Raw genomic sequence first — 26,991 nt, 5'->3', positions numbered from 1 at the left:
TTACTTCACCGTTACGCTGACTTTTTGGGAAGTCCCGTTCTGCGCGTGAACGTAAATGTGACAGGTTCCCTTTCCGACTGCTGTGATCTTTCCGTTTTCATCTACTGTGGCGACTGCCTTGTTGTCAGAGGTGTAGCGGTATCTGGCGGCGTGGTTCTCTCCGAGGAGCTTTTTTCCCTGGACTTCGGGAATGGTCGTTGCTCTGACCACTGCGGTCTTCCCGGTCTTCAGTGTGTAACTGTCCTTCTGGACGGTCACCCTTCTGGCATTCGTAAAACCGCTGGTCCTGCCCTGGCCGCCGGTCACATGGGCAATAATGGTCGCGCCCATCCTGGTATACTGGCCGTCCACCTTCCGATAGGCGATGACCCTGACCTTGATATTTTTCGTGCGGTCGATCTTCTTTCCGTCAAGGCTCGTGATCTTGATGACCGGCTCGCTTTTAGCACTGACCGTCCTGACCGGTTTGGGCGCGTCCTTGCCGCAGTAGGCGGCCAGGACGTCGTAACGGTCGGCATTTTCTGCCTTACCCCATGAGACCATGAGTCCTGAGCCTTCCCACCATGCTCTGAATCCGGAGTTCAGGAGGATCCCTGTCCTGGCCTTCTCAGGGCCGGTCACTCTGTCGGTGATGGTGTAGGTGCCATTTTTCAGCGTGGCTGTGTAATTGGGATTCTTGTTCCAGGACACGGAGATCTTGTATTTTCCCGGTTTGGAGGTCTTTTTGGCAGTGGTGGAGGCCTTGATGCCCAGGTTGTCCCCGGAGACATAAGCGCCGGTCACTTTCCAGGTGAGCTTTTGGATGGCTGTCTCGCGCGGGCCGGTCTTGTCCTGCGCGGTGATCGTGATCTTCGCCTTGGCGATGGATGCTTTGATCCGGAAAACTGCGGAAGTCTTATGGTTTTTATCCCCCGCATATCTGTATTCCATCGTATAGTTCCCGGCCTTCACGGCAGCGGGGATGGAATTTGACCAGGAGGCGGCGCCGCTCATCCTGTACTGCATTTTCGCGCAGCCGTCCGGGAGCTTTGCCGGAGCGGAAAGGAGCTTCTGGTTCTTTCCGTTATAAGTAACAGTTCTGGCAGCGGGCTTTCCGCTGTTCCCGGCGGACGCCGTGTCGATGGCGGCTTTCCGGACGGTATAGGTGCCGTCAACGAGCTGGGCGTCGTAGTTTTTGTTCTCATTCCAGCTCACGGTGATGGGATAGGTCCCCACATCGGAGCCTTTTTTCACACTGCACTTTACACTGACGCCCAGGTCGTCTCCCTCCACATAGGCGCCGCCCGCCGTATAGGTGAGGGCCTGTACGTCCTCCCCGTAGGTGCCGGACTGATTGTCAGCCGTGATGGTGATGGAGGCGCGGGCGATGGCGAAGCCCAGCGGCTTCGAGACGGCCTCCCTGTAGTTCTTCGTCTCCGCGACCAGGGCCCGTACATAATAGGGGCCGGCTTCCGCGGGGACCTGGTCTGTGTAGCCGGTGCTCTCTTCCATGCTGTATTCATACCGCACAGTACCGTTCCCGGGATTGTCTGCCGCGTCTACCTGCGGATCGTTGGCAGCCTCACCGTAGGTCCATCCGGTGATGGAAACCGTGGGTGTGATCTGCGCCTTCTTGATCACGGCTGTGAGGCAGGCGGGCGGGACGTCATTGTGGTTGGCGTCGCCGGCGACCCTGTACCAGACGTAATAGTCCCCCGCGTCGGTCCCCTTGGGGATCTCCCGGGTGAAAAGGCTGTCCTCAGGAGGCGTCGAGGCGTCCTCACCGAGGGCGTACAGCATCGTCCCGCCCTGGACGGTGCCCGCCAGGACCAGTTCCTGGGCTTCGCCTGTGTAGGTGAGGCCGTCCTCATGCCCTGTCGGACTGCCCGAGGAATTGCCGGGATCGATCGTCACGGCAAAGCAGGCTTCCGGCGAGTCAAGGTGGGTGTCGTCCCCAAAGACCTTATACCATACATAATAGGTCCCGGCGTCGGTCCCGGCAGGGACCTCCGCGGAATATTCGTCCGCGGAAGGAGGGGTATTGAGGTCTTTGCCGGGGGCGTACCGCAGCTGGCCGCCCGTGGCTTCACCGGCGGTTACGAGATCCTGGGCCTGTTCGTTGTAGGTCAGGTTATTGGCAGACGGTGCCTTCGTGACGGCTGCCGGTTCCTTCTTCGCGTAGATGTAGGTATAGACCGTGTCCTGTTCGATTACGGTCTTCTCGTCAGGCTCCACGTCCCAGGATCCGGCCATGAACGTGCTGTCTTTGGGCCTGCTGCCGGCGGAGGGGATCTGTGTCTTTTCCAGCTTCAGCTTGTCGCCCTCGTGGCCTTCGAGGGTCACGGTCCTGTCCGCTGTCGCGGCATCTCCCTCGCCGTCATCCCATGCGCCGTTTACCACCCTGAAGGTGACCAGGTAACTGGTCCTGGGGATAACGGTCAGGGCGCCCGGCTGGTAGGAGATATTGTAATTGCCCGTCACATCTTTATTGCCGGCATCCCGGATCACGGCACCGGACGGTACGATCTTTCCATCCTCTGCCGCCAGGGTGACCGCGCTGAGGCTGTGGCCTGAGACCTGGCCGGACAGTTCAGCCTTGTCTGTCCCGGTCCCGATGCCGGTGCCCTCTTTGATCGTCTGTTCTTTGGCTGTGACAGTCGCCTCCGCTTTTTTGATCTCTGCTGTGACGCAGGCGGGATCGCTGTCAAAGTGGTTCCCGTCGCCCGCGACCCTGTACCAGACGTAATAGGTTCCGGCGTCGGTCTTTGACGGAATGGATGTGGTATAAGATTGTGTGGCTTCGGTTACGGTACCGAGGGCATATCGCATCTCGCCGCCAGACGCCTGACCTGTAACAGTCACCAGCGGTTTCTCAGTACCATCATATGTACGGTTGCCTGCGGTGACGGCGGCCGGGACTGCGTCCGCCTTGTTGATGTTGACTGTGGTAGTCGTGTTATTCGTCGCAAGGCTGTAATTGGCGTTTTTGAGCGTTACAGTGACATTGACGCTCTTGCCGTCGCCCGCATTCGCATCGGTCATTGTGCCGGTAACAGTGTAGTCGGTGCCCTGAGTCAGCTCAACACTGGCACCGCTGCTGTCCTTGAACGTAACGGCACTGATTGTGACCGCTGTGCTGTCCTTATCATAAGTGCGGTTCGTCGCCGTCGCGGTGTCAATGGTCAGCGCCATGGGGCTGATCGTGAAATCTGCCGTTGCGGTCTTGTTCGTATCCACCGTGATGCTGGCGGTATAAGTGCCCGCAGCTGTCGGCGCTGTCCCGCTCTTTGTATAGCTTGTATCACCGCGTCCTTCATATTCAATCGTCGGTTCGGTCAGTCCAACCCACGTCCATACTGTTGTATCGGAAAGACTTGCTCCCGTATAAGCGCTGCCGGTATAGACCTCATCAGCGGCACTCAGGGTCAGCGTGACAACATGGTCGGTGCCACCTGCAGTGCTCGGGGGCAGCGTGCAGCCGTCCGCCGTGCAGGCCGCCGTTATGGCAGCGCTGTTTGCTGTGTAAGAGGTGAAGCTGTGCGGGTGGGACGGCTTCAGCGAAAATGTTTTTGATTCAGATTCGAAGATTACAGATGGCAGATTGAGCTTTAAAGCGGGGCGGACACCAAGCGTGTAGTCCACGTTGAAACCATTGGTCCAAACGTAGCTGACGTCGCCGTCCGCGCACTGCACAGTGTCGGCATAGCGGCCGGGTCCATTGAGCCACCATAAGTTTGCTTCAGCGTCACTTGGCCAAGGGCACTTCAGCACCAAATAATTTACATCACGGATTGCATTTGCCTGTTCAGGTGTCAGAAGGAACATTCCTCCGATGAGTGCTGCTTTTGCGGCTGTTGAAATATTGTTCTTATAGTAATTATTTACAGCAGTTTCTACAGTAGAACCGCTGTATGTGCTGTCTGTGCCAAACTTTGATGCCGTAACACATTCCTCCGAAAGCAGTGTTACAGTAGTGGCATCGTAATCGATCAGGTACCAGGGCTTGCCGTCAAAGGTTATTACTGTTGTGGTGTACTTGAGGCTTGCATAGGGATCATCTGCCGCATATGCCGTCAGGCTCATGCCGGGGAACAGCCCGACGATCATCGCCAGCGCGAGCAAAACGCCCAGCAGCTTCCCCCCTGATTCCTTTCGATTTTTTTTCATTTAAACTTCCTCCTTGAGATTTATCTTAGATATAAAGAAACCGCCGAACCTGATAGGGTATAGTAACCCCATCAAGTCCGACGGTTATCCATCACGAATGTTGTATTCAGTTTCATACGCCTCGCAGCCGCAAGACGCAAAAAGTGCACAGTTAGCTAATGCTGTGCTGTGCTCCAAGGCGCGTATTCTATTCAGCATGGCTGTCAAGCTCCTTTCTGTCAAAAATCTGAAAAGAGCCGAAGTTCTCTTCTCAAATAATGGCCTGCCAGCGCGGATCATTAACCCCTGCATTTGAGCACAAAGATATAAGAAAAATATAGCAGAACCCGAGACTGATTTCAACGGACTTTTCAGAAAATCACCTGAAGCAATTTTACCTGAACGAGAAACAGGCGAGAACCACCGCCTCGCCTGATAGAAGTGTGGCACAGGTGTAGTATGAGCGCAAGAGCGGATTTACGCATGTGATCACCTTCATAAACGCAAAAAAACGGGCAGCCACATCACCATTTTCACAGTGATATGCTGGCCCGTGTTCACGCACTTTTTGTAGTTTTCCATGAAAGTCTTCTGGTAGAGGCTGTCCCCGGTGTAAAACTCATTCCGGGCGATGGGTATGATGCTGTTCTCCTTACAAAAGCCCATGTGCGCGTCAGCCGTCAGCTTTCCTTTTTACACGTTTGTCCCATGGCTGAAGTCATGGGTATTGCGCGATGAAGAAAAAACTCGCCCGGCCTATTGCGACAACAGGCCGGGCGGCAAATAAAGATGTCAATCCTTCAGGAGCCGGATCGGGAGCCGTCCCCTCTTTTTTTATTCAGTTCTTTTTCATATAGTTCTTTTTCATTCATTCTGTTGCTTTTTTCTGTTCTGCCTCATTCGACCGCGGACGGGGCGGTGAATATGACGTCGGCTTTGGAGATGGTCACAGTCAGGGAAGAAACCTGCGCGGTTTCCTCTCCCGCCGCTCTGTAGTAGACAATGTAATCTCCCGCGTTTGTTCCGGTCGGGATCTCCGGGCTGAAGGCTTCGCCGTCCAGCGAGTAGCACAGGGTGCCCTCCGGGATATCTTCGACATCGATCAGTTCCTGTGCCTTCCCGTTGAAGGTCAGCTCCCTGGCGAGGGGACAAAGGCCGGCAGCAGAGTCATACGAGGCAGCATCGGCAAGTTCCTCCGCATCTGCCTCCACGGACGGCTCTTCGGCAGGAGTTTCCTGTAATTCATCCTGTGCAGGCTCCTCCGGCTGAACCGTCATCTCAGAAGATGCGCCATCTTCGGCAGGAGTTTCCTGCAGTTCATCCTGGGCAGGCTCCTCCGGCTGCACCGTCATCTCAGAAGATGCGCCATCTTCGGCAGGAGTTTCCTGCAGTTCATCCTGGGCAGGCTCCTCCGGCTGTGCCGTCATCTCAGAGGATGTGCCATCTTCGGCTGGTGCGTAGGCATCCTCAGACGGATCGCCGTTTCCCTCCTCCTGCAGAAAGTCATTGTCCGCGGAGGCACTGTTTTCTGCTTCCTCCGGTAAGTCATTGTCCGCGGGGACACTGTTTTCCACTTCCTCCGGTAAGTCATTGTCCGCGGGGGCATTGTTTTCCACTTCCTCCGGATCGTCTTCTTCAGGGAGAACACCGTCTCCGGAGGTCCCATTTCCATCCTCTTCGGACTCTTCTCCTTCCGGGAGAAGGTCTTCTTCATAGGATTCTTTATAGGATCCTTCTGCCGCTGCGCTCTCTGATCCTTCCGTAAGGGCATCCCCGTCCGTAGAAGCGAAAGCTGCATCTTCGTATAAAAGCTCTCCGGATCCCGGAAGCGGATCATTCTCTTTAATGCCCTCATTCTCCGGGATTGCGCCGTTTTCCGTCATGGCGGTGTCTGTCTCGTCGATCCTGTCCACCGCGAACACGGTCGCTTTCATGCCCGGAAAAACGAGCGCGGCGCACAGCAGGACGCCCAGCAGGACCTGCAGTATACTCTTATTTCTTTTCATGTTATTTAACCTCCTCTACTTACATGCACGTTACATTCACGTTTTATCGCGTATTAATCGACATACCGGCCAACTCACATCTCATGCTCATCACCTCACAAAAACGGTTTTATCGCGTTTTAATCGACATACCGGCCAACTCGCAGGGCCGGTCTGTTTACTTCACCGTTACGCTGACTTTTTTGGAAGTCCCGTTCTGCGCGTAAATGTAAATATGGCAGGTTCCTTTTCCGACTGCAGTGATCTTCCCGTTTTCATCTACTGTGGCGACCTTGTTGTTGTCAGAAGAGTAACGGTATCTGGCGTCGTGGTCGTTTCCGAGCAGCTTCTTTCCCTGGATTTCGAGAACGGTCTCAGCTTTGATCATGGCGGTCTTTCCGGCACCCAGTGTGTAACTGTCCTTCTGGACGGTCACCCTTCTGGCATTCGTAAAACCGCTGTTCCTGCCCTGTCCGCCGGTCACATGGGCAATAATGGTCGCGCCCATCCTCGTATACTGGCCGTCCACCTTCCGGTAGGCGATGACCCTGACTTTGATATTTTTCGTGCGGTCGATCTTCTTTCCGTCCAGACTCGTGATCTTGATGACCGGCTCGCTTTTCCCGCTGACCGCCCTGACTAACTTGGGCGCGTCCTTACCGCAATAGGCGGCGAGAATGTCGTAACGTTCAGCATCTTCCGCTTTTCCCCATGAGACCATCAGTCCTGAGCCTTCCCACCATGCTCTGAATCCGGAGTTCAGGCTGATCCCTGTCCTGGCTTTCTCAGGGCCGGTCACTCTGTCGGTGATGGTGTAGGTGCCGTTTTTCAGCGTGGCTGTGTAGTCGGGATCCTTGTTCCAGGACACGGAGATCTTGTATTTTCCCGGTTTGGAGGTCTTTTTTGCAGTGGTGGAGGCCTTGATGCCCAGGTTGTCCCCGGAGACATAGGCGCCGGTCACCTTCCAGGTGAGCTTCTTGATGGATGCTTCGCGCGGGCTGGTCTTGTCCTGCGCGGTGATCGTGATCTTCGCCCTGGCGATGGATGCTTTGATCCGGAAAACTGCGGAAGTCTTATGGTTTTTATCCCCCGCATATCTGTACTCCACCGTATAGTTGCCGGCCTTGGCGGCAGCGGGGATGGAATTTGACCAGGAGGTCTCGCCGCTCATCCTGTACTGCATTTTCGCGCAGCCGTCAGGGAGCTTTGCCGGAGCAGAAAGGAGTTTCTGGCTCTTTACAGCTGTTATGGCCGCCGCAAGCCCGTTAAACGACAAAAACCGCCGAATCTGACAGGGTATGCTGCCCGGTCAAGTACGACGGTTATCTATCATGAATAAAATATCCGGTTTTACACCAAAAAAGGGCACAGTTCTGCTGTGCTGTTAAGAGCGAAGATCTGTTCCGCATGGCTGCGAAGAGAGTAGGGCTGTTCCGCATAGCTGTCAAACCCCTTTCTGATCATGCTTGTATAAGCTTGCCAGAATGGAAATTAAAGGCCTGCATATCCGTATAAAGGCACATAAATATACGTAAATTTTATCAGACCCCCAGCCTGAAAGCAACGGATTTTTCCTTAAGTGTCCGAAAATCCGAATCTATATTCATGCAGATCTTCACAAAAAAAATGCCGGCGGTGGGACTCGAACCCACACGCCCTCTCGGACAGCAGATTTTGAGTCTGCCTCGTCTGCCATTCCGACACGCCGGCATGATTTGATATGATTATTAATTTGATATGATTTTAATTTGTTTTTGCTGCATCCGCCGGCAGAGAAATAGAGAAATTCTCTGCCGGCAGGTACTTTTTTAATTGAATTGCCTCATCAGGCAGTCTGCCGGTCCGTCTTCAACAGCTAAGGATCAATCTCTGTTGAGGGGCGGAAGTCCGGAGCGATCAACGCTCGGAGTAAGGCATCAGAGCCATGTGGCGGGCTCTCTTGATGGCACTGGTCAGTGCTCTCTGGTGTGTCGCGCAGGTGCCGGTGATCCTGCGGGGCAGGATCTTGCCGCTCTCGGAGACATACTTGCGGAGCTTTGCGACATCCTTATAATCGATCGCGTTGTCCTTGCCGCAGAACACGCAGACTTTTCTTTTCCTGTGGAAGCCGCCTCTCTTGCGGAAAGGTGCATCCGAACGATTCTCTCTGTTAAAAGCCATTTTTAACCTCCTGTAAACTCCCTATGGGTGCGCATCGCTCACCTGCGTTCTGCCTGTTCAGCTGAACGGAAGCTCCTCGTCGATGCCGTCAGGGATATTCATAAATCCATCCAAAGCGTCAGATGCGGGAGCGGTATTCTGATTCTGTCCCTGGGAGGGAGCGCTGTAACCGCTGTCGGAAGCGCCGTAGCTTCCGCTGTTTCCGCCATAGTTTCCACCGCTGTAATTGCTGTTGTTTCCACCGTAGTTTCCACCGCCGTAATTACCGCTGTTTCCACCGCCGTAGTTACTGTTGTTTCCGCTGTAACCGCCGCCGTAGTTTCCGCTGCCAGCCTGGGAAGCGCTCTTGCTCTCGGCGAACTCAAGGTCCTCGACCACGACTTCCGTGACATAGACCTTGACACCTTCGCGATTGGTGTAATTACGGGTCTGGATCCGGCCGCTCAGGCAGGTCTTCAGGCCTTTCCTGTAGTATTTCTCGACATGTTCGGCCTGCTTGCCGAAAACCACGCAGGGAATGAAGTCCGCTGTGGGACCACCGTCCTGGTTATTGCGACCCATGCGTCTGTCGACTGCAACCGTGAAATTGGCGATGCACAGGGAATTATCTCCCTGCGTATATCTGACTTCAGGATCCCTGGTCAGGCGACCCATAAGTATGACTTTATTCATGATGACCTCTTTTCTGTATTCAGGCCGCTTCCTGTTTTACGCACAGATATCTGAGGACGTTATCCATGATGCGCATGAAGCTCTCGATCTCGGCGATCGCGGAGCCTTCAGCTTCGAACTTGATGAAGTAGTAGTAACCTTCGTTCATCTTCTGGATCTCATAAGCAAGTTTCTTCTTGCCCCAGTCATCGACTTCGCCGACTGTACCGCCGAAACGGGTGATCAGCTCTTTGCATCTGTCGACAACCGCTGTCCTCGCTTCATCATCGATCTGCGCATTCACAACAACGGCTAACTCATATTTACCCATTCTTCTACCTCCTTTTGGTCTCTGGCCCCTGCCTCCTCAAAATGAACCAATCTTTCTGTACGAGAGATCACTGAGAATATTAAGTTCCCAAGTACCATAAGCATCGGTCTGTTTTTCAAAAACAGGAGCAAGGAAAAATATCCGGGATTAATCCCACGGATGACTATAATATCATAATAAAAAAATCCCTGCAATAGTTTTTTCAATATTTCAACGCATTTTTTCAGCCACCTTTTCAGCCATTTTTGCAGCCGCTTTTATCAGCGTTTTTTCTCTTTTTATCCCCTTTATTTTTCTCTTATTAACCCCTTTATATGGCATCCCCTTGTCAAGAACAGCTTTGGTTTTTAAAGGTGTCTGATGGATCATCGGGATTTGTACAGGAACGTGTCCCGCTCACTGCATCTCGTCCTCTGTCCACAATTCTACGACCTCCCTGGCGCGGTCAAACCAGAGCCAGGTGCTTCCGTTGTCCTTGCGGCCGTAGGCGTTGCCTCTGCTCATCCTGGGGATCCTGACGGAGTCGCCTGCCAGGCCGGATCCCTCGTCGGGGGTCAGGAACAGGGTTTCATCGGCAGTAAGGTTGAAATTGCAGAGGCACAGGGCCATTCCGCTTTCATTCCTGTGGCCGTTGATCCGGCAGGTCTCGCCCGGCTCCAGGTTCTCTGCGGGAAGGCGGAATTTCCGGAGGTCCTCAGGGTCGTCGGAGAGGCAGTATCTTCCGAGGTCCAGGTCAGTGGTCCCTGCATTATAGAGCTGGATCCAGTCACTCTTTCCGGCAGCGGAAACCTCGGAGATGATGAGGCGCTCGCCCTTTTCCCGGGCGGCCACTGCGCGGACGGTGCAGGTATCTCCCGGCTGTATGTTTCCGGTTATCGTCAGGGTTACTCTGGTCGGATCCTTACTGCCGGCCTTCTCCTCTCCGTATGTCCCTCCCGGTATAGATTTATCTGTCCCTCCCGGTATAGATTTATCTGTTCCTCCCGTCATGGAGTTATCTTTCCCGCCCGGTGCGGAAGCGTCTGTCCCTTCTGCCACGGATTCATCTGCTTTGTCTGTATCTTTCTTCGGCAAGTAGTTTTTTCCGTTGACCTCCCAGTGGTCAAAGCGCCAGCCGGGCGCGACAGAGGCAGTCAGGGTGATTGGAATGTCGGTATAGTAGGAGCCGGTATAGGTGGTTTTCCGGGGCACGCTCATGAAATCCCAGGAGACGCTGACTCCGTCTCCTGCGCTCACTTCCAGCTGATAGCGGTTCTCCGGGCTCAGGCCGAACCAGGTCTGCAAGTCGGCGCGGACAGTTTCGTTTCTGGATGAGGCCAGGTTCAGGGCTCCTTCCAAATCCGATTCGATCTGCTGTCTGTACTCTTCTGTATAGTAAGACTTGACATCCTCCTGCACCTGGGCATAGCTCTCGCGGATCAGGTCGACCACATGGTCAGTCTGGAAGGAGGTGTTCATCAGGTCACTGAGAATCGTGAAAAACTTATCCGAATAGGTCTTTGCCTTCATAATATTCGGGAAAGCGGAGTCCCTGCCTATATGGATGTTCTCCATGATGTTGGTAAGATTGTCTGTACCGAAGCCGCCCTCCAGTTCCGGATCCGCGTTGAAGGCCTTGTCCGAATCGAAGATCACAAAACGGAGCCTTCCGTCCGTAAAGGGCCTTTGTGGATCGTAGTCCCCGGTCCAGTGCCAGGCTTCCACGTTGTTGTAAGGCCAGTCCAGATTGTTGGTCAGGATATTAAAGGCATACTCCAGGAGGTAGTCATCCATATCCGCTGTCTGTTCCAGCAGAGCCCGGTTCTCCTTTTGTGTCATATCCGCGGAAAAGATGTCGGTGACGTCCAGCTTTCTGAATACGCTGCTCTCCTTGCCCTTTTTCTTTTTAATATGATCCGTATCCGGGAGATCAAAACGGTGGGCCAGCAGGGAGTCGCTGAAGGTGGGCTCCAGTTCCGCCAGCATATAAAAAGAACCGTTCAGGAAGACGATCCCTTTTCTCGGTTCTGCGGATGCGCGGATATTGCTCTCCTCCGCGAGCTGTCCTATGAGAGTCTCGCGGAAGGTGCGCGGCACCTGGCTCCGGGCGCGCAGGCGCAGATGGGTATAGCTTCCCACATGAGCAAACTCAGACTCTTCGGAATCCGGAAAAATATCCAGATAGAAGTGGTCGTTCTCTTCCCCATAGGGTTCCCCTGCAGAGAGATTGAAGGATTTCTGGTCAAGGCGGCGGGACATACCGCCCGATATGGAAAGGCCGGCGTTTTTATCCTGCAGCACCCGGCCGTCTTCGTCGAAAACCGCCATATGACAGGGGCGGACCCACTCGTCGCCCTTTTTCATATAGTTCCCGTGGTATTTGTTGAAATCGTTCTCCACCAGGTCTTTGCCGCCCACGAGGATCCCTTTTTCGTAATCGTAGAGGCCCTCGGGATCTGTATCGACGCAGACAATAAATCCATTCTCATAGGGGAGCAGGCTGTTCCCCACACAGTAGATCCCGTACTGGACATCCGTGGAGTCTTCTCCCCAGCAGATCCTTGCCCTGACCGTAAAGACGGTCGTTTCCGAGGCCGGATTGTCCGGATCGTAATCCGCGCCTCCGGGGGATGCCTGCGCATCGATCCCGGAAGAAGCGCTCACGCTCACATCGAGATCGTCGTCATCCGCGTCGTCAGCGCCCTCCTGTACGCCGTTCCCGGAAGACGCGTCAGCATCGGGGCCGCCGGTATTCATAAATCTCCCGCTCTCGCCTTCATGGGGATTTTCCCCCGCCCTCAGCAGGATCGGATCTTCGTACTTTTCTGAATTGATGTCCGGTTCTGTGCCGTCCAGGGTATAGCAGATGACTGCTCCTTCAGGCAGGATGCCCGGAGCATCCAGCTCCAGCAGGACATCTTCACTGTAAAAGCCGCTTCTGTCGGAAAACATAAGAGGCGTTTTTCCCTGCCGCTCTATGTATTCCTCCAGATTTTTGGGTCGCTTTGGACGGGCAAGCAGAAGCAGCAGGAACCCCGTGACGGCGGTGAAAAGCAGAAACCGGAGGATCACCGCAGCCCGTCCGGATCTTGTATATCTCTTGCTATTACTGTTTTTCCTATGTCTGTTAAGTCTGTTAAGTCCATTATGTCTATTAGCCAAATTTTTTCCTCGCTCTGGCGAGGTCATCGGCATCATCGACCTCACACCACATTGACTCCGGCACTTCCACGATACGGATATCGCACTCCCTCAGATAGAGCAGGCTCCCGAGCACCTTCTCGTAATAGCTCTGCTCTCCCATGTTCTCGACATACCACTTGATCAGAGGCATGTATTTTGCCGCAAAAGCCTTAGTGAAACGGTACATGTTGACGGTCTTTCTGGTATCGGAATAGTCAAAACCCTCCCCCTGCCATTTTCCAAGGATGAGTTCCAGCGCCCGGTCCTCTTCCACCCGGATGACAGAGCCGTCCATGGTTTCAGGATTAAAGGGGCTGACCAGGATGCTGCACTCGCCTTCTCCCTTCAGGAGGGCTTCCAGCATTTCTTTGTGATAGTAGATGTCACATTCGAGCATGAGCATGTCATCATCACAGAAATCGACCGCCTTGTACAGGGAGACGATGTTATTGGTCTCCAGATAACGGGGATTCTCATAATAGGAGATCCTGGCGCCCTTGAATTCCGTGCCGATATGGTCTTTGATGTAATCCGCCATGTGGCCGACGACAATGCCGATCTCAGTGATCCCCAGGGCGGTCAGGTTGTTCAGGGCATTGACCAGCAGCGGTGTACCGTTCACCTCGACCATGGATTTCGGGATCGTATTCGTGATGGGCTGGAGACGCTTGCCGAATCCGGCCGCAAGTATAAGTGCTTTCATCCTTACCTCCTGAAGGTATGTCATGCTCTGTCATATTCTTCTTTTAGAATCTCCAGAGCTATTTTCAAGGGATCGTAGATCTTTTTGCAGGTCACGTCAGCTGCATATTTTTCGTAGATGATCGGGAGCTCCGTGCAGCCCAGGATGCAGGTGTCGTAACGGTTGACCAGGCCCAGGAAGGTTTTCTTTACTTCATCTGTATATTTGTCCTGTTTGACCGCCTCTATGCATTCCCGGAGGCTGGAGTATTCGTCCTGCGACGGAGCCAGGCATTCGATACCCTTTTCTGCAAGATAGTCCTGATAAATATGTGAGTCTATGGTACCTTCGGTACCCAGCAGGTAGGTGCTCCTGATCCCGTCGCGCTCCAGCGCATCGGCACAGCTGCGGATGATATGGACCACCTTTTCCTCCGCTTCCGGAACGGTCTCATAGACCCTGGGCAGGAAGAGATGGGATGTATTGCAGGCAAGGACGATCCTGGTCGCCCCGGCATCCATCAGGTGGCGGAGCGAGTCCCCCATCTGGCTGACCAGACCTTCGACGTTTTCATTGTACAAAAAAGCTCTGACGCGGCTGGGCATGGTGCATCTGTTATCGATGAGGATGCGCGGCCTGTCCCATTCTTTTTCGGCGGGAAAAAGTTCCGCATATTGTTTAAAAAGGTGGATCGTCGCATAGGTCCCCATTCCTCCGAGGACTCCGATGACAAAGTCTTTTTTCATAAGCTGTTTTCCTTCCGGTCTGCTTTTTTTGCGCGTTCCGCCTTCTTTTTCGCGCGGGCGGCGGCTCTTTTTTCTTTTCTTCTGCGGATGAACTCCTCATAGGGCAGATCAGGATCCAGGATAGCTCCGGGATGACCGGCTTCCACATTGCGGGGGGTCATATAATCCTTGAATTCCTGCCTCAGGCGGGCGTCATAGCCCGCAGGAGCCGGGACCATCACAAATTCAAACGGCAGCATGACTGTCTCATCCCACCATTCCTTCTGAAACATATTCTTCTCTTTGCCCCGGGAATGAACGACATAACTCATCCTGTGGTTGTCGGTGCCGTTGTATTTGGAGCAGAGCTTTTCATATCTGGCAAACATTTTTTTTACATCGGTGAACTTATAGAGTCCGCCGGTCAGGAGACGGAAGACCTTGCCCTTGAGTTTGTGCGGGGCGTCCTTGGTATAGCCTCCGTATTCGATCGTCCTCCAGAGTGTTTTCACCCTGGCAATATGGATCTTGAATTCCAGATCGTTGTCGGGCAGGACGTCCAGAGGGAAAATATCGAGAAAGATCCCCTTGTTGTAGGGCCGGTCCTCCTCCTGGGGAAGGTAGCCTGTGGTCTCGCAGTTGCGCAGCTGGGCATGGGGCCGGATCAGTCCCTCGTCCCTGTACATGTCCTGATAAAAATAGGGAAATGCGAATTCCTGGTCCGCGACCTCCTTGAGCTTCTCATAGTCCTCCCGGAGCATCGTGATGTCAATATCGTCGTCCCAGGGGATAAAACCATGTTCCCTGACCGCCCCGAGCAGGGTCCCCGAATCAGCGAAATAACGGAGGCCGTGTTTTTTGCACACTTCATCCAGTTTATGGAGCAGGTCAAGCTGCACCGCCCAGGTCCTCTTCGCTTTCTTTGTAACCGTATAACCCTGGCGGATCTCCTCGTCAAAAAATCCTTCCGGGAGTTCAATCTCAAGTTTTGCCATATCACACCTCATCACGCCTGTTTTTATATTCTTCACGCGCCTGTTTCTTAACCTTATTATCATCTCATATTCTTTAAGAAAAAACAACGGGACAAGCGCGGCAGAACCTGCGATCGTCCCGTTGACCGTTTCCTTCTAATCCTTGCGCTTCATATGTACGATCAGGTTATTGCTGCCGTAAGCAGTGAAGTAACGGACATCATCGGCCTGTTTTAAAAGTATCTTAATTCCAAGGTGCGCCTCCGGGTTTTCATCATTCTGCAGATCGTAAAAAGTACTGGCATTCAGATGATCGATCCGGTCCATCATTGAAAAGCAGATATCTTCTCCATTCGTAAAAATACGGTAATCCAGACAGGCTGTTTTACTGGCGGCATTTTTTGCATCTTTCAGATCTGCCAGAAAGTCAGCCGACATCTCTTCAACGAACAGAGCCATCAGAGTCGCTGTTTTCGTTCCGGTTCCGTGCTGCAGACAGAACTCTTTTGTCTTTTCACTGTTCTGTATGGCATCTTCCGTTGTGCGGATCTCGGCGTAAATATTGTCTGTTTCGGCACCGCCGAAATCTTCCGGCAGAAACATAACGTCTTTAAGTCGTTTCGGAATCCCCCTGGAGCGTATGCAGTTTGTTATAAATGTGAAAAGCAACAGAACTATGCGGCTGAAAGCGATCGATGCCAGAACTCCCCTGGAACCGTACAGACGTCCAAGAACTGCTGCGCTGATAACCGGCAGACTGAGCTTCTCCCCAAAATTCATAAGATTTACCATCTTCAGATTACCGATGCCCTGCAGATAATTCTGATGGATCCTCATGCTTGTATCAAAAACAATGGAAACCGCGACACAACGGATACTGAAAACAGCCATTGACACGACTTCCGGATCCCTGGTATAGACATTTGTGATCAAAGGGGCTCCGATAAAAACAATACCGGCTGTGATCGCGGACAGAATGAAACCGACTCTGAGTGTATAACAGTAAAGCCGGTCCAGAGCCCTGCGGTCATTGGCACTGTGAAAGATCCCGGTCATGGAGACCATACTCTTGCCCAGGCCTAACGGAATGCACAAAAGGAAGGTATAAATATCGAGCTGAATGCCTCTTGCCGCGATCGCGGCTGCGCTCAATGCTGTCAACACATTGATATTGTTAGTAAGAATGTCCCGAAGAGTGGTGCAGATCTCCTTTATGAGCGATGGTGTACCGTTCCGGAAGACCTGATACGGTTGAAAGGATCTCATTAATTTCGGAGATAGGCGGAAATAGTGTTCCGGTCTCAGAAAATGCCTGAACAAAATCAGGAGCTGCACGAGATGACTGATACTTGTGGTAAGGCCCATGCCAAAAGCGCCGCCCCGGAATACAAAAACGTTCAGCAGATCACCTGTAATATCAACGGCGCACAGGCACAAAGAGGAAACAGTGAACAGTCTTTTTCCATTATCCATCACGAACAGAGGTCCCATGACATGGACAAGCATTGTCGCAGGGATACCGATCATGAGCCCGTGCATATAATCGCGCATGTAGGGGATCAGGTTCGGATATTTCGAGGAGGAGACTCCGCAAATGCGGAAAATCACAGAGGGGAAAAAGATACTGAGCAGTATGACTACAATGCCGGAGAGCAATGCCAGCAGAGAAGTGATGTTAAAGGCTCCATTGGCGTCTTCTTTTTGGCCGGTGCCGACCAGACGGGAGCAGGTGATCGAGCATCCGGTAGAGAGAAAGCCCGCCAGGATCATGTACATACTGGTATACGGCTTCAAAAGAGAAATTCCGGAATAAACTTCCGTCCCCAGAAACCGGCTGGCAGTGATCCCGTCTATGAATACGGCGACGATACTTGTCAGTTCTGTGAAGATCAGAGGAAATGCTGTCGCCAGAAGCATCTCATCTATATTACTTTTTCTGCGTCCCGCAGATTGATCATTTCTTAAAACAGACATTATTTTCCCCTTACTGGGCAGTGAAAAGATAAAAATATATGAAGTTATATGACAAAATCAAGCCGCACCGCCTGTGATATTGTCTGGATGTCTTTCCCACATTATATAAATTGACATTGCGATATACAATGCTTTTTACAGCGCTTTCCGGAAGCTGTTTTTTACCGGAATTAAAAGTTCAGACCGGGTCCCCTGAGAGCTATAGACAAAAAGCAGGCGCCGCGAAAAGCGGCGCCTGATGCATTTTAAAGGCTTTATAGATTCTGACGGTCAGCTCAGAGAGCTCAGAAGTTTATTTTTCATACCCCACGAGGAAGGCCTTCGTATTGATCTCCACAGTCTTGGGCGGAACCTTGGCCTCGATGACCTTGAGCCAGTCTTCACGGGCAAATTCCATGTGCTTTGCGGCCATGCCGAGGACAATGTTGTTAAAGACACGGGAGCTGCCCAGCTTCAGGGCTTCCTCCATGGCGTTGATGCGGAAGACGGTGTGGGTCTTTTCCAGGTTCTCGATGATGTTCTCGGGATATTTCGCGGCTCCCATGACGACGCTGATAGGGTCGATGCGCCAGTCATTGACGATGAGGACACCGTCTTTTTTAAGGAAATTCGCGTAGCGCAGGGCTTCGAGGCGCTCAAAGGCGATGAGGACGTCTGCCTGTCCTTCTTCCACGATGGGTTCAGCGACATCCTCGCCGTAGCGCACAAAGGTGACGACGCTGCCGCCCCGCTGTGCCATGCCGTGGACCTCAGATACCTTCACTTCATATCCGGCGTTCTCCATGACGCCGCCCAGAATGCGGCTGGTGAGCAGGGTGCCCTGTCCGCCGACGCCGACGATCATAATATTTTTTGTCATAATACTCTCCATTCCCACTGAGTGCTTTTGGCTTTTGACTGATGCCGGAATCCGGTATTAAATAGTATTCCGGCATTTTTGCAGTATAAAGAAAACACAAAGGATCTGTGACAGCCCGACAGGATCAGTCTGTCCTCCTGTCTGCCAATCTGTGTTTTTTCTTTACGCCTTGACCTGCTTAAGTGCTTCAAATTTGCACATCTTCATGCACAGGCCGCAGCCGTTGCACATGGTGGCGTCAATGCGGATGCTGCCGTCTTCATTCTTTGTGAGAGCGGGGCAGCCGGGCTGCAGGCAGGCGCCGCAATGGACACATTTATCCGGAACGGGCTCTACCTTGTAGGGGTGCACTTCGCTCTTGAGGAGGGCGCAGGGAGCCTGGGCGATGATGACGGAAAGCTCGTCCTTCTGGGTCTCTTCCTTGACGACTTTGGTGAATTCGTCAATATCAAAAGGATTGACGACATGCACATTCTGGATGCCGATGCCCTTGATGAGGGTCGGGAAGTGGACGGCCGGAACAGTCTCGCCGGTGAGGGTCTTGCCCGTGCCGGGGTGATCCTGGTGCCCGGTCATGCCGGTCGTGCGGTTGTCAAGGATGATGACGGTGCCGTGGGACTGGTTGTAGTACATGTTGACCAGGGAGTTCAGGCCGGTGTGCATGAAGGTTGAATCTCCGATGACAGCGACCCAGTTCTTGATGTAATCGTGGCCCTTGGCCTTCTCCATGCCGTGAAGGGAGGAGATGCTGGAGCCCATGCAGACAGTGGTGTCGACGACCGCAAGGGGCGGAAGGGCGCCGAGGGTGTAGCAGCCGATGTCGCCGGCGGCGTGGATCTTGAGTTTTTTGAGGACGGTGTAGGTCGCCCTGTGGGGACATCCGGGGCAGAGGATCGGAGGGCGGGGCGGGATCTCGGGAGTCGGTTCGATGCCCAGGTCCTGACCGAGGACGCGCTCGCGGATCATATTGGCGCTGTATTCACCCTGGATGGTGAAGAGCTCTTTACCGATGCAGTCGATGCCCCAGGAGCGGACCTGCTCCTCGATCACGGGCTCAAGTTCTTCAAAGATATAAAGGACATCGACCTGCTTCGCGAAGTCCTGGATCAGCTTCTTAGGCAGGGGATTGCACATGCCGAGCTTGAGGATGGAGGCATCGGGACATACTTCCTTGACATACTGATAAGGGATGCCGCCGGTAATGAAGCCGACTTTTTTGCCGTCGATGGTCATATCGCCCATCTCGACCTTATTGAAAGGCTGGCTGCAGGCCCACTCTTCCATGTCCTTCATACGCTGCTCGACAACGAGGTGGCGCTTTTTGGCCATGCCGGGCATCATGACGCGCTTGGCGGGGTCTCTCTTGTACTCCTTGTCCGCAGGCTCTACGCGGTCACAGAGTTCGACTTCACACTGGGAATGAGCGAGACGGGTCGTCGTGCGGATGATGACAGGCGTGTCGAACTTCTCGCTGATCTCATAGGCGTATTTCACAAAGTCCTTGGCTTCCTGGGAATCCGCGGGCTCCAGGCAGGGCACGACGGCTGCGCGGCAGACGCGCCTGGTATCCTGCTCGTTCTGGGAGCTGTACAGGCCGGGGTCATCGGCGACGACAAAGACAAGGCCGCCGTCCGCACCGATATAGGACACGGAATAAAGCGGATCAGCCGCCACGTTCAGGCCGACCATCTTCATGCAGGCCAGGGAACGAACGCCGGCAAAGGAAGCGCCGATCGCGACTTCCGCGGCAACCTTCTCATTAGGTGCCCACTCGGCATACACTCCGGGGTATTTTACGAATTCCTCACTGATCTCCGTGCTGGGAGTCCCGGGATAGGCCGAGGAGACCTTCACGCCGGCTTCCCATGCGCCGCGCGCGATCGCGGCGTTACCCAGCATCATCTTTTTTTCACTCATATGAAACCTCTCTTCTGCTCTGTGTATGTGTCTGTATATGTGCTAAAACCTGTTGGTTATACTTTACACGTTTTTAATGAATATATTAATTTACCGAATATATCCATTTTTTAATGAATGTTTAAATCGATGAATATATGATCCAATGAATACGTGATCCAATGAATACGGTCCAATAAAATATAAGCCAATAAATAAATGGTCCAATAGATATATGAATAAAACCAGTCCGGGGAGCGGGCTGAAGGGTCAGCGGGCGCCCCGGACTGCAGTCCGTACATAAGTTGATAAACAGGCACAGGCCCGAATGATCAAAAATCAAAGATCATCAGCAGATCTCGACGATCCAGCCTTCCGGCGCCTCGATGCGGCCTGCCTGAATACCGGTCAGGGTATCGTACAGCTTCTGGATAACGGGGCCGACCTTCTCCATGCCGTTGGAGAAGAAGATCTCCTTGCCGTGGTCGTTAATGCATCCAAGAGGGGAAATGACGGCTGCGGTGCCGCACAGACCCGCTTCTTTGAAGATTCCGGATTCGACTTCAGCGAGAGTGACCACGCGCTCTGTGACCTTGAGGCCCAGATAGTGCTCCGCGACATAGTGGATGCTGCGGCGTGTGATGGAGGGCAGGATGCTGTCGGATGTAGGGATGACCAGGTTGCCGTCCTCATCGACGAAGATGATGTTGGCGCCGCCGGTCTCCTCGATCTTGGTGCGGGTGGCGGGATCGAGATAGAGGTTCTCCGCGAATCCTTCCCTGTGGGCTTCCATAACAGGCAGCAGGCTCATCGCGTAGTTCAGGCCTGCCTTGATGTGGCCGGTTCCCCGGGGAGCAGCGCGGTCATAGTCACTGACCTTGATCGCGATCGGAGTTGCGCCGCCTTTGAAGTAAGGGCCGACAGGAGTCACGAAGACGCGGTACATATATTCCTCAGCAGGCTTGACGCCGATGACAGGGCTGATTCCGAACATCAGGGGACGGACATACAGAGTCGCGCCGGTGCCATAAGGCGGAACCCATGCCGCATTGGCTCTGACTGTCTGTACGACGGAATCGATGAAGCGCTCCTGAGGGAAGGGGGGCATCTCCATACGAAGCGCGGAATTGACCATGCGCTCTGCATTCAGGTCGGGACGGAAGCAGACAATGCGGCCGTCCTCTGTCGTGTATGCCTTAAGTCCTTCAAAAACAGACTGGGAATAATGCAGTACACCTGCATCCTCGCTCATGACGATCTTGTCATCAGTGATCAGAGCGCCATCATCCCATGCGCCATTCTTATACATGGATACATATCGCTTGTCTGTAACAATATACCCAAATCCCAGGTTACTCCAATCGATGTTCTTTTTTTCCATCTTAATTCTTCCTCCCGCTCAAACATTCCGGGGCATCTGTCCACATGGCCGGAGCCGGTTCCGAAAAGGACTTCCCATTCTTTTACTTGCTGATACTCTTCTCCGGTCCTGCAGCCGCCACAGTCCTGCCGGCCTGCTGTCAGCTCTTCAGCCAATTAATACTACGAATTCCTATTATAAGACCCGTATTCTATTTTTTCAATTCTTTACTGCAAAAAAGCGATTAAAAATATACATGTATACAATGTGCGAAGCAATGAGCCATGCACGGACGTGAAAACAGAGGACTGCCTGCATGCTCGCATGCAGGCAGAACGATGTTTTCGCGGATGTATACGGCGAATGCCGCGACAGTGAGCGAACGCCATGCGTTCGCGAACCTGTCGGCATGGCGAATTGCGGCATGGCAGAAGCAGAGCCATGCACTTATATTGTTTTTACGGATCCAGAAGCGCCGCCACCCCAATCAGACCGGGCCCGGTATTGAGCGCCAGGGTCGCCGCAATCTGTTTGCCGTAGAGGATCTCGGCGCTGCTGCCAAGTTCCTCTATGACCATTTCTGCCATCACCTGCAGTTCCTCTGCCGCCGCGCCGTGTCCCAGGCCGAGCCAGACTTTGTGCCCTTTGCAGAACTTGACCATTTCACTGAGCAGCTTCTGTTTGCCTTTTTTGAGGCCGCGGATGAGGGAGACCGTATAGTAAATGCCCTGTTTGTTGCAGGAAATGATCGGTCTGATCTTAAGTGCCTGTCCGATCATAGAGGTGACCGTCCCGATCCGTCCCCCCCGCTTTAAGTATTCCAGAGAATCCATGTAAAACATGACCTTGGAGGCATAGGTCTTTTCTTCAAGCACCCTGCAGATCTCCGAAAAGGACAGTCCCTGCGACACCTTATGGGAAGCCCAGATTCCCAGAAGGCCGGAAGCCACCGAGATGTTCCTGGTGTCATAGGCAAAGACCTCCACCCTGTCCTGCTGGAGAGAGGCGAGCCTGACCGCGTTCCAGGTCCCGCTCAGGCCGCTCGAAATGCAGACCGCAATGACCTTGTCGAAGCCCGCGTCCGCGATCTCGCCGAGTTTGTCGATCACCTCCTGAAGAGAGGGCGTTGAAGTCTTTGGATAGTCCTTTGGATACCGGTCGTAAACCATCTGCGGGTCAATGTCAACTCCATCCAGATAGGCCTTCTCCGGATAGTCGATATGCAGCGGCAGAAGCCACAGACCATACTTTTCTATACATTCCGGAGCAATGTCGCAGCCGGAATCCACCATAACCGCTATTTTTTCTGTACTCATTTTTTCCTTTTCCGTTCTTTCCGATTCTTTTTTGTCCAAATCTGTTCTTTCCGATTCTGTTCCGTCCGAATCTGGTCTGTCCATTTCTGTTCCGTCCGAATCACATTACATAGTTTTTGATATTATAACATATCATTTTGAAAAAAGAATTCTCCTTCACTAAATATAGATTGTCTTTGTTCGTTTTTCAGTCCAATAGTATCATCAGACAGAGAGAGGGGGATACCCGCATTCTTCAGGTATATACATCCCTTGAAGCTGCCATGTTCCCTCATCGGAAAATTAACAGATGACCCGGTATCCTGCATATTTTCACAAAGGATTTCATCAAGTTTTTCATCAAGGTTTTTTCAGGTTTTTCATCATGATTTTCATCATGAGAATGATTATGCAGTACCGCCTGTTTGTGTTATGATAATCAGGCATGCAATCAAAACTGCCCGAATGAAGGTTTAACCATAAGAACCGCCATTTTTAAAAAGGACATAGAATTTAAGAAGGACATAGAATTTAAGAAGGGCATAGAATTTAAGAAGGACATAGAAAATGCCAAGAGCCTGGAAAACAATATTTTCAGATGAATTGATCAGCGAAGGAACACAGTATTTTAAGCAGGGAAAGGCCAAGAAGCTGTCAGAAGAAGATTACGGTTTCTCCGTGGTCGTACGCGGGAGCCGCAATTACAGAGTCAGAATCTATGAGAATGACGATCCGTTTGTAATCAGTTATATGGAGTGCAACTGTGATCAGTCCGCTGCAGGGAAGCCCTGTAAACACATGGCTGCGGCTTTACTGCTGCTGGAGGATACGTACCTCTGTTCCCCTGTCATCTCTCCTGAATATGAGGACTTTCTGGGAATCGGGCAGGAAAGCGAAATCAAAGCACCTGCCCGCAAAAAGGGAAAGGGAGGCTCCGGAAAGCAGAGCGGAAGCGGCGCCGATAACAACAGAAATATCGAGTCCAAAGCCGCAGGCAGCGGAGGCGGGAATGCCGGAACTGCAGGCCGCGACAGCGGGAAAAACGGAACTGCGGCCTCCGGCAGCGGGAATGCCGCATCCGCCGGCAGCGCCGGCACGAAAGCCGGAACTGCAGCCTCCGGCAGCGGGAATGCCGGAACTACAGGCAGTGACGGCAGAAAAAAGAGCAGTGCGGGCAAAAACGCAAAAAAGGACGGGGACAGTCTGTCCCCTGCTTCCAGCCGCAGGGAAGCTCTCACCCGACTGACTGCGCTGCGGCTTCAGGATCAGCGGGAAAGAAGCGGTGAGAACGGCGAGGATTCTTCAGGCGCCGCACTGGAGGAATACCACTATTTTGACGTAGATGCCATTGAGAAAGGGCTCAGGCTGAGCAGGAAACAGATCGAAGAAGCCAGACGATTCCTTTCAGGCGGGGATATCGCAAATACGGAGATTTCTTTCGGGAGTATGTTTGTCCGTCCTGCCGACATCGGGAGGATAAAAAAGAACGGTGGCTCTGACGCGGAGCAGAGGAGCCTGCAGGCCATGTTTGTGCAGAACAGCAGGAGCAGGCGCTGGCGGGTGGAACAGATCTTTGACCGCAAAAGCCTTCTGCAGTCCGACTGTTCGTGCTGGGAATGCAGTTTTTCACGTAAGTACACCAAAAACAATACTGCCGGACATATTCTGAGCACACACGAGACAGCCGCCTTCATCATCGCAGCGGATTATATGCGTGAGCACTCGGTCGGCGATATCACTGACCAAAGGGCCAAGAAGCTGCTGGAGGCCTGCCGCGGCTATGCGCCGGCAACTGCCGGCACCCGGGGAGAGATCCTGACGGTACAGCCAAAACTGGTCGAAGGCAGAACAGGAAACTGGTCGGTCCAGTTTCAGGTAGGTTCCTCCCGTCTTTACAAGATCAAGGATATCCTCCAGTTCCTCAACGATGTCAGGGATCACCAGAGCAGACAGTACGGCAAAAACACGGTCTTCCAGTTCGGCCGGGAACTCCTGGATGCCCGGGGGCTCTCCTGGATGCAGTTCATGGAGCGGGCGGCCGACGTACTGCGGGCTTTCACAGGCGATACCGACAGTCACGATTCGACTATTTATTATTATGAAAAAAACACCGGATGGGTGCAGCTGATGGATCAGATCCCTCTGTTCGGCAGTATCCTGGATTCCTTTTTTGATACCGCGCTGGAACAAAATGCCAAAATAGAAATGACACAAAAGTCGATCGACTTTTCATCGGGAGGAAGAAGCAGCAGTAAAAAATATATGGTGGAAGTGTCTCCTGAAGGAGTCGTTTCTCCCCGTCTTACGCTGGAGCCAGTCCTTGCAGGGAATGGGGATATCTTTGACGGCGTCAGGCTCTATGGAGAAATCCCCGGGATGATCCCCGGCGCGGAAAACTATTATTGTCTTGAAATACATGAAAGCAACGCCCTGCTTCTGCGTACGCACAGGGAAGGCATTCTGAAACTTCGTCCCCTGATCGACGCCTCCTCGCGCGATGGAAGGATCGATCTCTACATCGGGAGATCATCCCTTGCGGATTTCTACCGGAAAGCTCTGCCGCAGCTCAGGGAAGCGGCGGAAATCCTAGAGATCCGGCCGGAGCTGATCCAGAAATACATTCCGGTAGAGCCGGAATTCATCTGCTTCCTGGATGTCGACCAGGAGGCCGTACTGTGCGAACCTTTTGTCTACTATGGAGAAAAATGCCACAGTCCCTTTGACAGCGACAGGTGGAAACACCGGACGGCGGAAGCGGAACATTACCGCGATACCGAGGCGGAAACCGCCCTGATGGATTTTCTCTCCATCTGTATGCCGGAAAAAGACGCCGCAGCGAAGATCTTTTTGACACCGCGCGGGGATGAAGCCCTGTTTGAGTTTCTTGACACCGGCCTCTCCAGACTCATGGCCATGAGCGAGGTCAGGGCGACGGATCGTTTCATGCGCCTCAAGGTCCGGCGCCGCATTCCCTTCCACGCGGGGATCTCCCTCTCGGAGGGCCTGCTCAGCGTGGAGCTGACCTCCAATGATCTGAGCCCGGACGAGATCCTGGCTGCCGTCAGCGGCTACAGACTCTCTCAGCGCTACATCCGTTTAAAGAACGGGGATTTCCTGCGCCTGGAGGAGAATGAGGAACTGCGCCGGCTGATCGAGCTCATGGACACGCTGCAGGTGTCACCAAAGGAACTGCTCTCCGGCCGGATGCACATCCCGGCTTTCCGGTCGCTCTATATCGACAAGATGATGGAGTCCATGGAGGACGTCTACGCGGAGCGCGACAGCCGTTTTAAGAAGCTGATCAAGGAATTCAAAACGATCTCCGACGCTGATTTCGATGTGCCCGCAAAACTCCGGGATGTCCTGCGCAAATACCAGGTCGTCGGATACCGGTGGATGCGCGTACTCGACGCCTACGGATTCGGAGGCATCCTGGCAGACGACATGGGACTGGGCAAAACCCTGCAGGCCATAGCAGTCCTTTTGTCCGACCACGATGAGATCGACCCGGAGGAAAAACCCGGGACATCGCTGGTCGTGTGCCCGGCGTCGCTGATCTACAACTGGGAGGAAGAACTTCACAGGTTTGCCCCTGCGCTGCAGGTTCTGGTGGTCGCCGGAACCCAGACGGAGCGGCAGGAATTGATCGGACAGTACAGTCAATATGACGTCCTGGTGACCTCCTATGATCTCTTAAAGAGGGACATTGCCGAGTACGAGGGGCGGTCCTTCCGCTACGAATTTATCGACGAAGCCCAGTACATCAAGAACCACCGGACGGATGCCGCAAAGTGCGTCAAGCTCATCCAGGCAAAGACGCGGTTCGCACTGACCGGCACACCGATCGAGAACCGTCTGAGCGAGCTCTGGAGTATATTTGACTTCATCATGCCGGGATTTCTGTACGACTACAGCACCTTCCGCGAGGAATTTGAGACTGCTATCGTCAAAAATCAGGATGAAGAAAGGATGGAGAGACTCCGCAGAATGGTCGGTCCCTTTGTCCTGAGAAGATCCAAATCGGAAGTTCTCAAAGATCTTCCGGACAAGCTCGAAGAGGTCCACTACGCGGGATTCGGCAAAAAAAGCGAGCAGCAGAAGCTCTACGACGCCCAGGTGGTCAAAATGCGCGAAGACCTCCGCAGAAAATCCGAGGAAGAGCTTCGTCACAGCAGGATCGAGATCCTCGCGGAGCTCACCAGGATCCGGCAGATCTGCTGCGACCCCGCGCTCCTGTATGAAAATTACAGGGGGGATTCCGTCAAGAAAGAGATGTGCATGGAGCTTGTGCGAAGCGTCGTGAGCGGTGAGCACAAGGCACTGATCTTCTCCCAGTTCACAAAGATGCTTGACCTTCTCAAGGTCGAACTGGACAAAGAGAAGATCCCCTATTATGAGATCACGGGCTCCACACCCAAAGAAGCCAGGATCGAGAGGGTCCGGGCTTTCAACGCGGACAGGACCCCGGTATTCCTGATCTCACTCAAGGCCGGCGGCACCGGTCTCAACCTGACCGGCGCGGACGTCGTCATCCATTACGATCCCTGGTGGAACGTGGCCGTGCAGAACCAGGCGACAGACCGTGCCCACCGCATCGGCCAGACAAAAGTAGTGACTGTCTACCAACTCATCCTCAAGGGTTCCATCGAAGAAAGGATCATGGAACTGCAGAGGCAGAAACGCGCTCTGGCCGAAGACATCCTGTCTTCGGAGAGCGTGACGGCTTCTTCCCTCAGCCGGGAAGAGCTGCTTGAGCTCCTGGCGGACCAGCCCATGCTGCCCGGGTAATGAGCACTGCTTTTCATTACAAGC

Annotated in this window: 17 protein-coding genes and 1 tRNA gene; 1 reads left to right on the top strand and 17 read right to left on the bottom strand. The window is 53.3% G+C overall.

Going from position 1 to position 26,991, the window contains the following annotated elements; all coding sequences use genetic code 11:
• The 17 genes from BLT02_RS10370 to BLT02_RS10295 form a co-directional block, all read right to left on the bottom strand.
• Positions 1-4,146, bottom strand: coding sequence for an MBG domain-containing protein (locus tag BLT02_RS10370; protein ID WP_092994795.1), 4,146 nt, complete (start codon positions 4,144-4,146; stop codon positions 1-3).
• An 875-nt stretch (positions 4,147-5,021) separates the two neighbouring features.
• A complete protein-coding gene (locus BLT02_RS10365) occupies positions 5,022-6,131 on the bottom strand; it encodes a hypothetical protein (protein WP_092994793.1) in 1,110 nt (369 codons plus the stop codon).
• A 157-nt stretch (positions 6,132-6,288) separates the two neighbouring features.
• On the bottom strand, positions 6,289-7,386 hold the full coding sequence (locus BLT02_RS10360) for an MBG domain-containing protein (protein ID WP_175453782.1): 1,098 nt from the start codon (positions 7,384-7,386) through the stop codon (positions 6,289-6,291).
• A gap of 351 nt (positions 7,387-7,737) precedes the next feature.
• Positions 7,738-7,820: transfer RNA gene (locus tag BLT02_RS10355), tRNA-Leu, on the bottom strand.
• A gap of 186 nt (positions 7,821-8,006) precedes the next feature.
• Positions 8,007-8,270: a 30S ribosomal protein S18 gene (rpsR, locus tag BLT02_RS10350; protein ID WP_092994790.1), complete on the bottom strand. Its 264-nt coding sequence runs from the start codon at positions 8,268-8,270 to the stop codon at positions 8,007-8,009.
• A 57-nt stretch (positions 8,271-8,327) separates the two neighbouring features.
• On the bottom strand, positions 8,328-8,942 hold the full coding sequence (locus BLT02_RS10345; protein WP_092994787.1) for a single-stranded DNA-binding protein: 615 nt from the start codon (positions 8,940-8,942) through the stop codon (positions 8,328-8,330).
• A gap of 19 nt (positions 8,943-8,961) precedes the next feature.
• The gene (rpsF, locus tag BLT02_RS10340) at positions 8,962-9,252 is read right to left on the bottom strand and encodes a 30S ribosomal protein S6 (RefSeq protein ID WP_092994784.1); all 291 of its coding nucleotides are present in this window, start codon (positions 9,250-9,252) and stop codon (positions 8,962-8,964) included.
• A gap of 210 nt (positions 9,253-9,462) precedes the next feature.
• Positions 9,463-9,621, bottom strand: a complete 159-nt coding sequence (locus tag BLT02_RS17185) for a hypothetical protein (RefSeq protein ID WP_175453781.1) — start codon at positions 9,619-9,621, stop codon at positions 9,463-9,465.
• Between the two features lie 27 nt (positions 9,622-9,648).
• The gene (locus tag BLT02_RS10335) at positions 9,649-12,183 is read right to left on the bottom strand and encodes a CotH kinase family protein (protein WP_175453780.1); all 2,535 of its coding nucleotides are present in this window, start codon (positions 12,181-12,183) and stop codon (positions 9,649-9,651) included.
• Positions 12,184-12,385: 202 nt separating this feature from the next.
• Complete coding sequence (locus BLT02_RS10330) at positions 12,386-13,117, bottom strand: phosphocholine cytidylyltransferase family protein (protein ID WP_175453779.1); 732 nt, start codon at positions 13,115-13,117, stop codon at positions 12,386-12,388.
• Between the two features lie 20 nt (positions 13,118-13,137).
• Positions 13,138-13,842 (bottom strand): aspartate/glutamate racemase family protein, encoded by a 705-nt coding sequence (locus BLT02_RS10325; RefSeq protein WP_092994774.1) that lies wholly within the window; start codon positions 13,840-13,842, stop codon positions 13,138-13,140.
• The gene (locus tag BLT02_RS10320) at positions 13,839-14,816 is read right to left on the bottom strand and encodes a LicD family protein (RefSeq protein ID WP_175453778.1); all 978 of its coding nucleotides are present in this window, start codon (positions 14,814-14,816) and stop codon (positions 13,839-13,841) included. The genes BLT02_RS10325 and BLT02_RS10320 overlap by 4 nt, the downstream gene beginning before the upstream one ends.
• A gap of 135 nt (positions 14,817-14,951) precedes the next feature.
• Entirely contained in the window at positions 14,952-16,769 is a 1,818-nt protein-coding gene (locus BLT02_RS10315) for an MATE family efflux transporter (RefSeq protein WP_092994768.1), read from the bottom strand.
• Positions 16,770-17,061: 292 nt separating this feature from the next.
• Positions 17,062-17,631 (bottom strand): indolepyruvate oxidoreductase subunit beta, encoded by a 570-nt coding sequence (locus BLT02_RS10310; RefSeq protein WP_092994853.1) that lies wholly within the window; start codon positions 17,629-17,631, stop codon positions 17,062-17,064.
• 159 nt (positions 17,632-17,790) lie between these two features.
• Positions 17,791-19,545, bottom strand: a complete 1,755-nt coding sequence (gene iorA / locus BLT02_RS10305; RefSeq protein ID WP_092994765.1) for an indolepyruvate ferredoxin oxidoreductase subunit alpha — start codon at positions 19,543-19,545, stop codon at positions 17,791-17,793.
• Between the two features lie 328 nt (positions 19,546-19,873).
• Positions 19,874-20,905: a branched-chain amino acid aminotransferase gene (locus tag BLT02_RS10300; protein WP_092994762.1), complete on the bottom strand. Its 1,032-nt coding sequence runs from the start codon at positions 20,903-20,905 to the stop codon at positions 19,874-19,876.
• 437 nt (positions 20,906-21,342) lie between these two features.
• Entirely contained in the window at positions 21,343-22,200 is an 858-nt protein-coding gene (locus BLT02_RS10295; protein WP_175453777.1) for a DegV family protein, read from the bottom strand.
• A gap of 546 nt (positions 22,201-22,746) precedes the next feature.
• On the opposite strand from BLT02_RS10295, the gene BLT02_RS10290 reads away from it, so the two are divergent.
• Entirely contained in the window at positions 22,747-26,967 is a 4,221-nt protein-coding gene (locus BLT02_RS10290) for an SNF2-related protein (RefSeq protein ID WP_092994755.1), read from the top strand.
• Positions 26,968-26,991 lie beyond the last annotated feature (24 nt).

The organism is Sarcina sp. DSM 11001 (assembly GCF_900101015.1).
Taxonomy (GTDB): domain Bacteria; phylum Bacillota; class Clostridia; order Lachnospirales; family Lachnospiraceae; genus CAG-791.
This window is presented reverse-complemented; position numbering and strand designations above follow the sequence as displayed.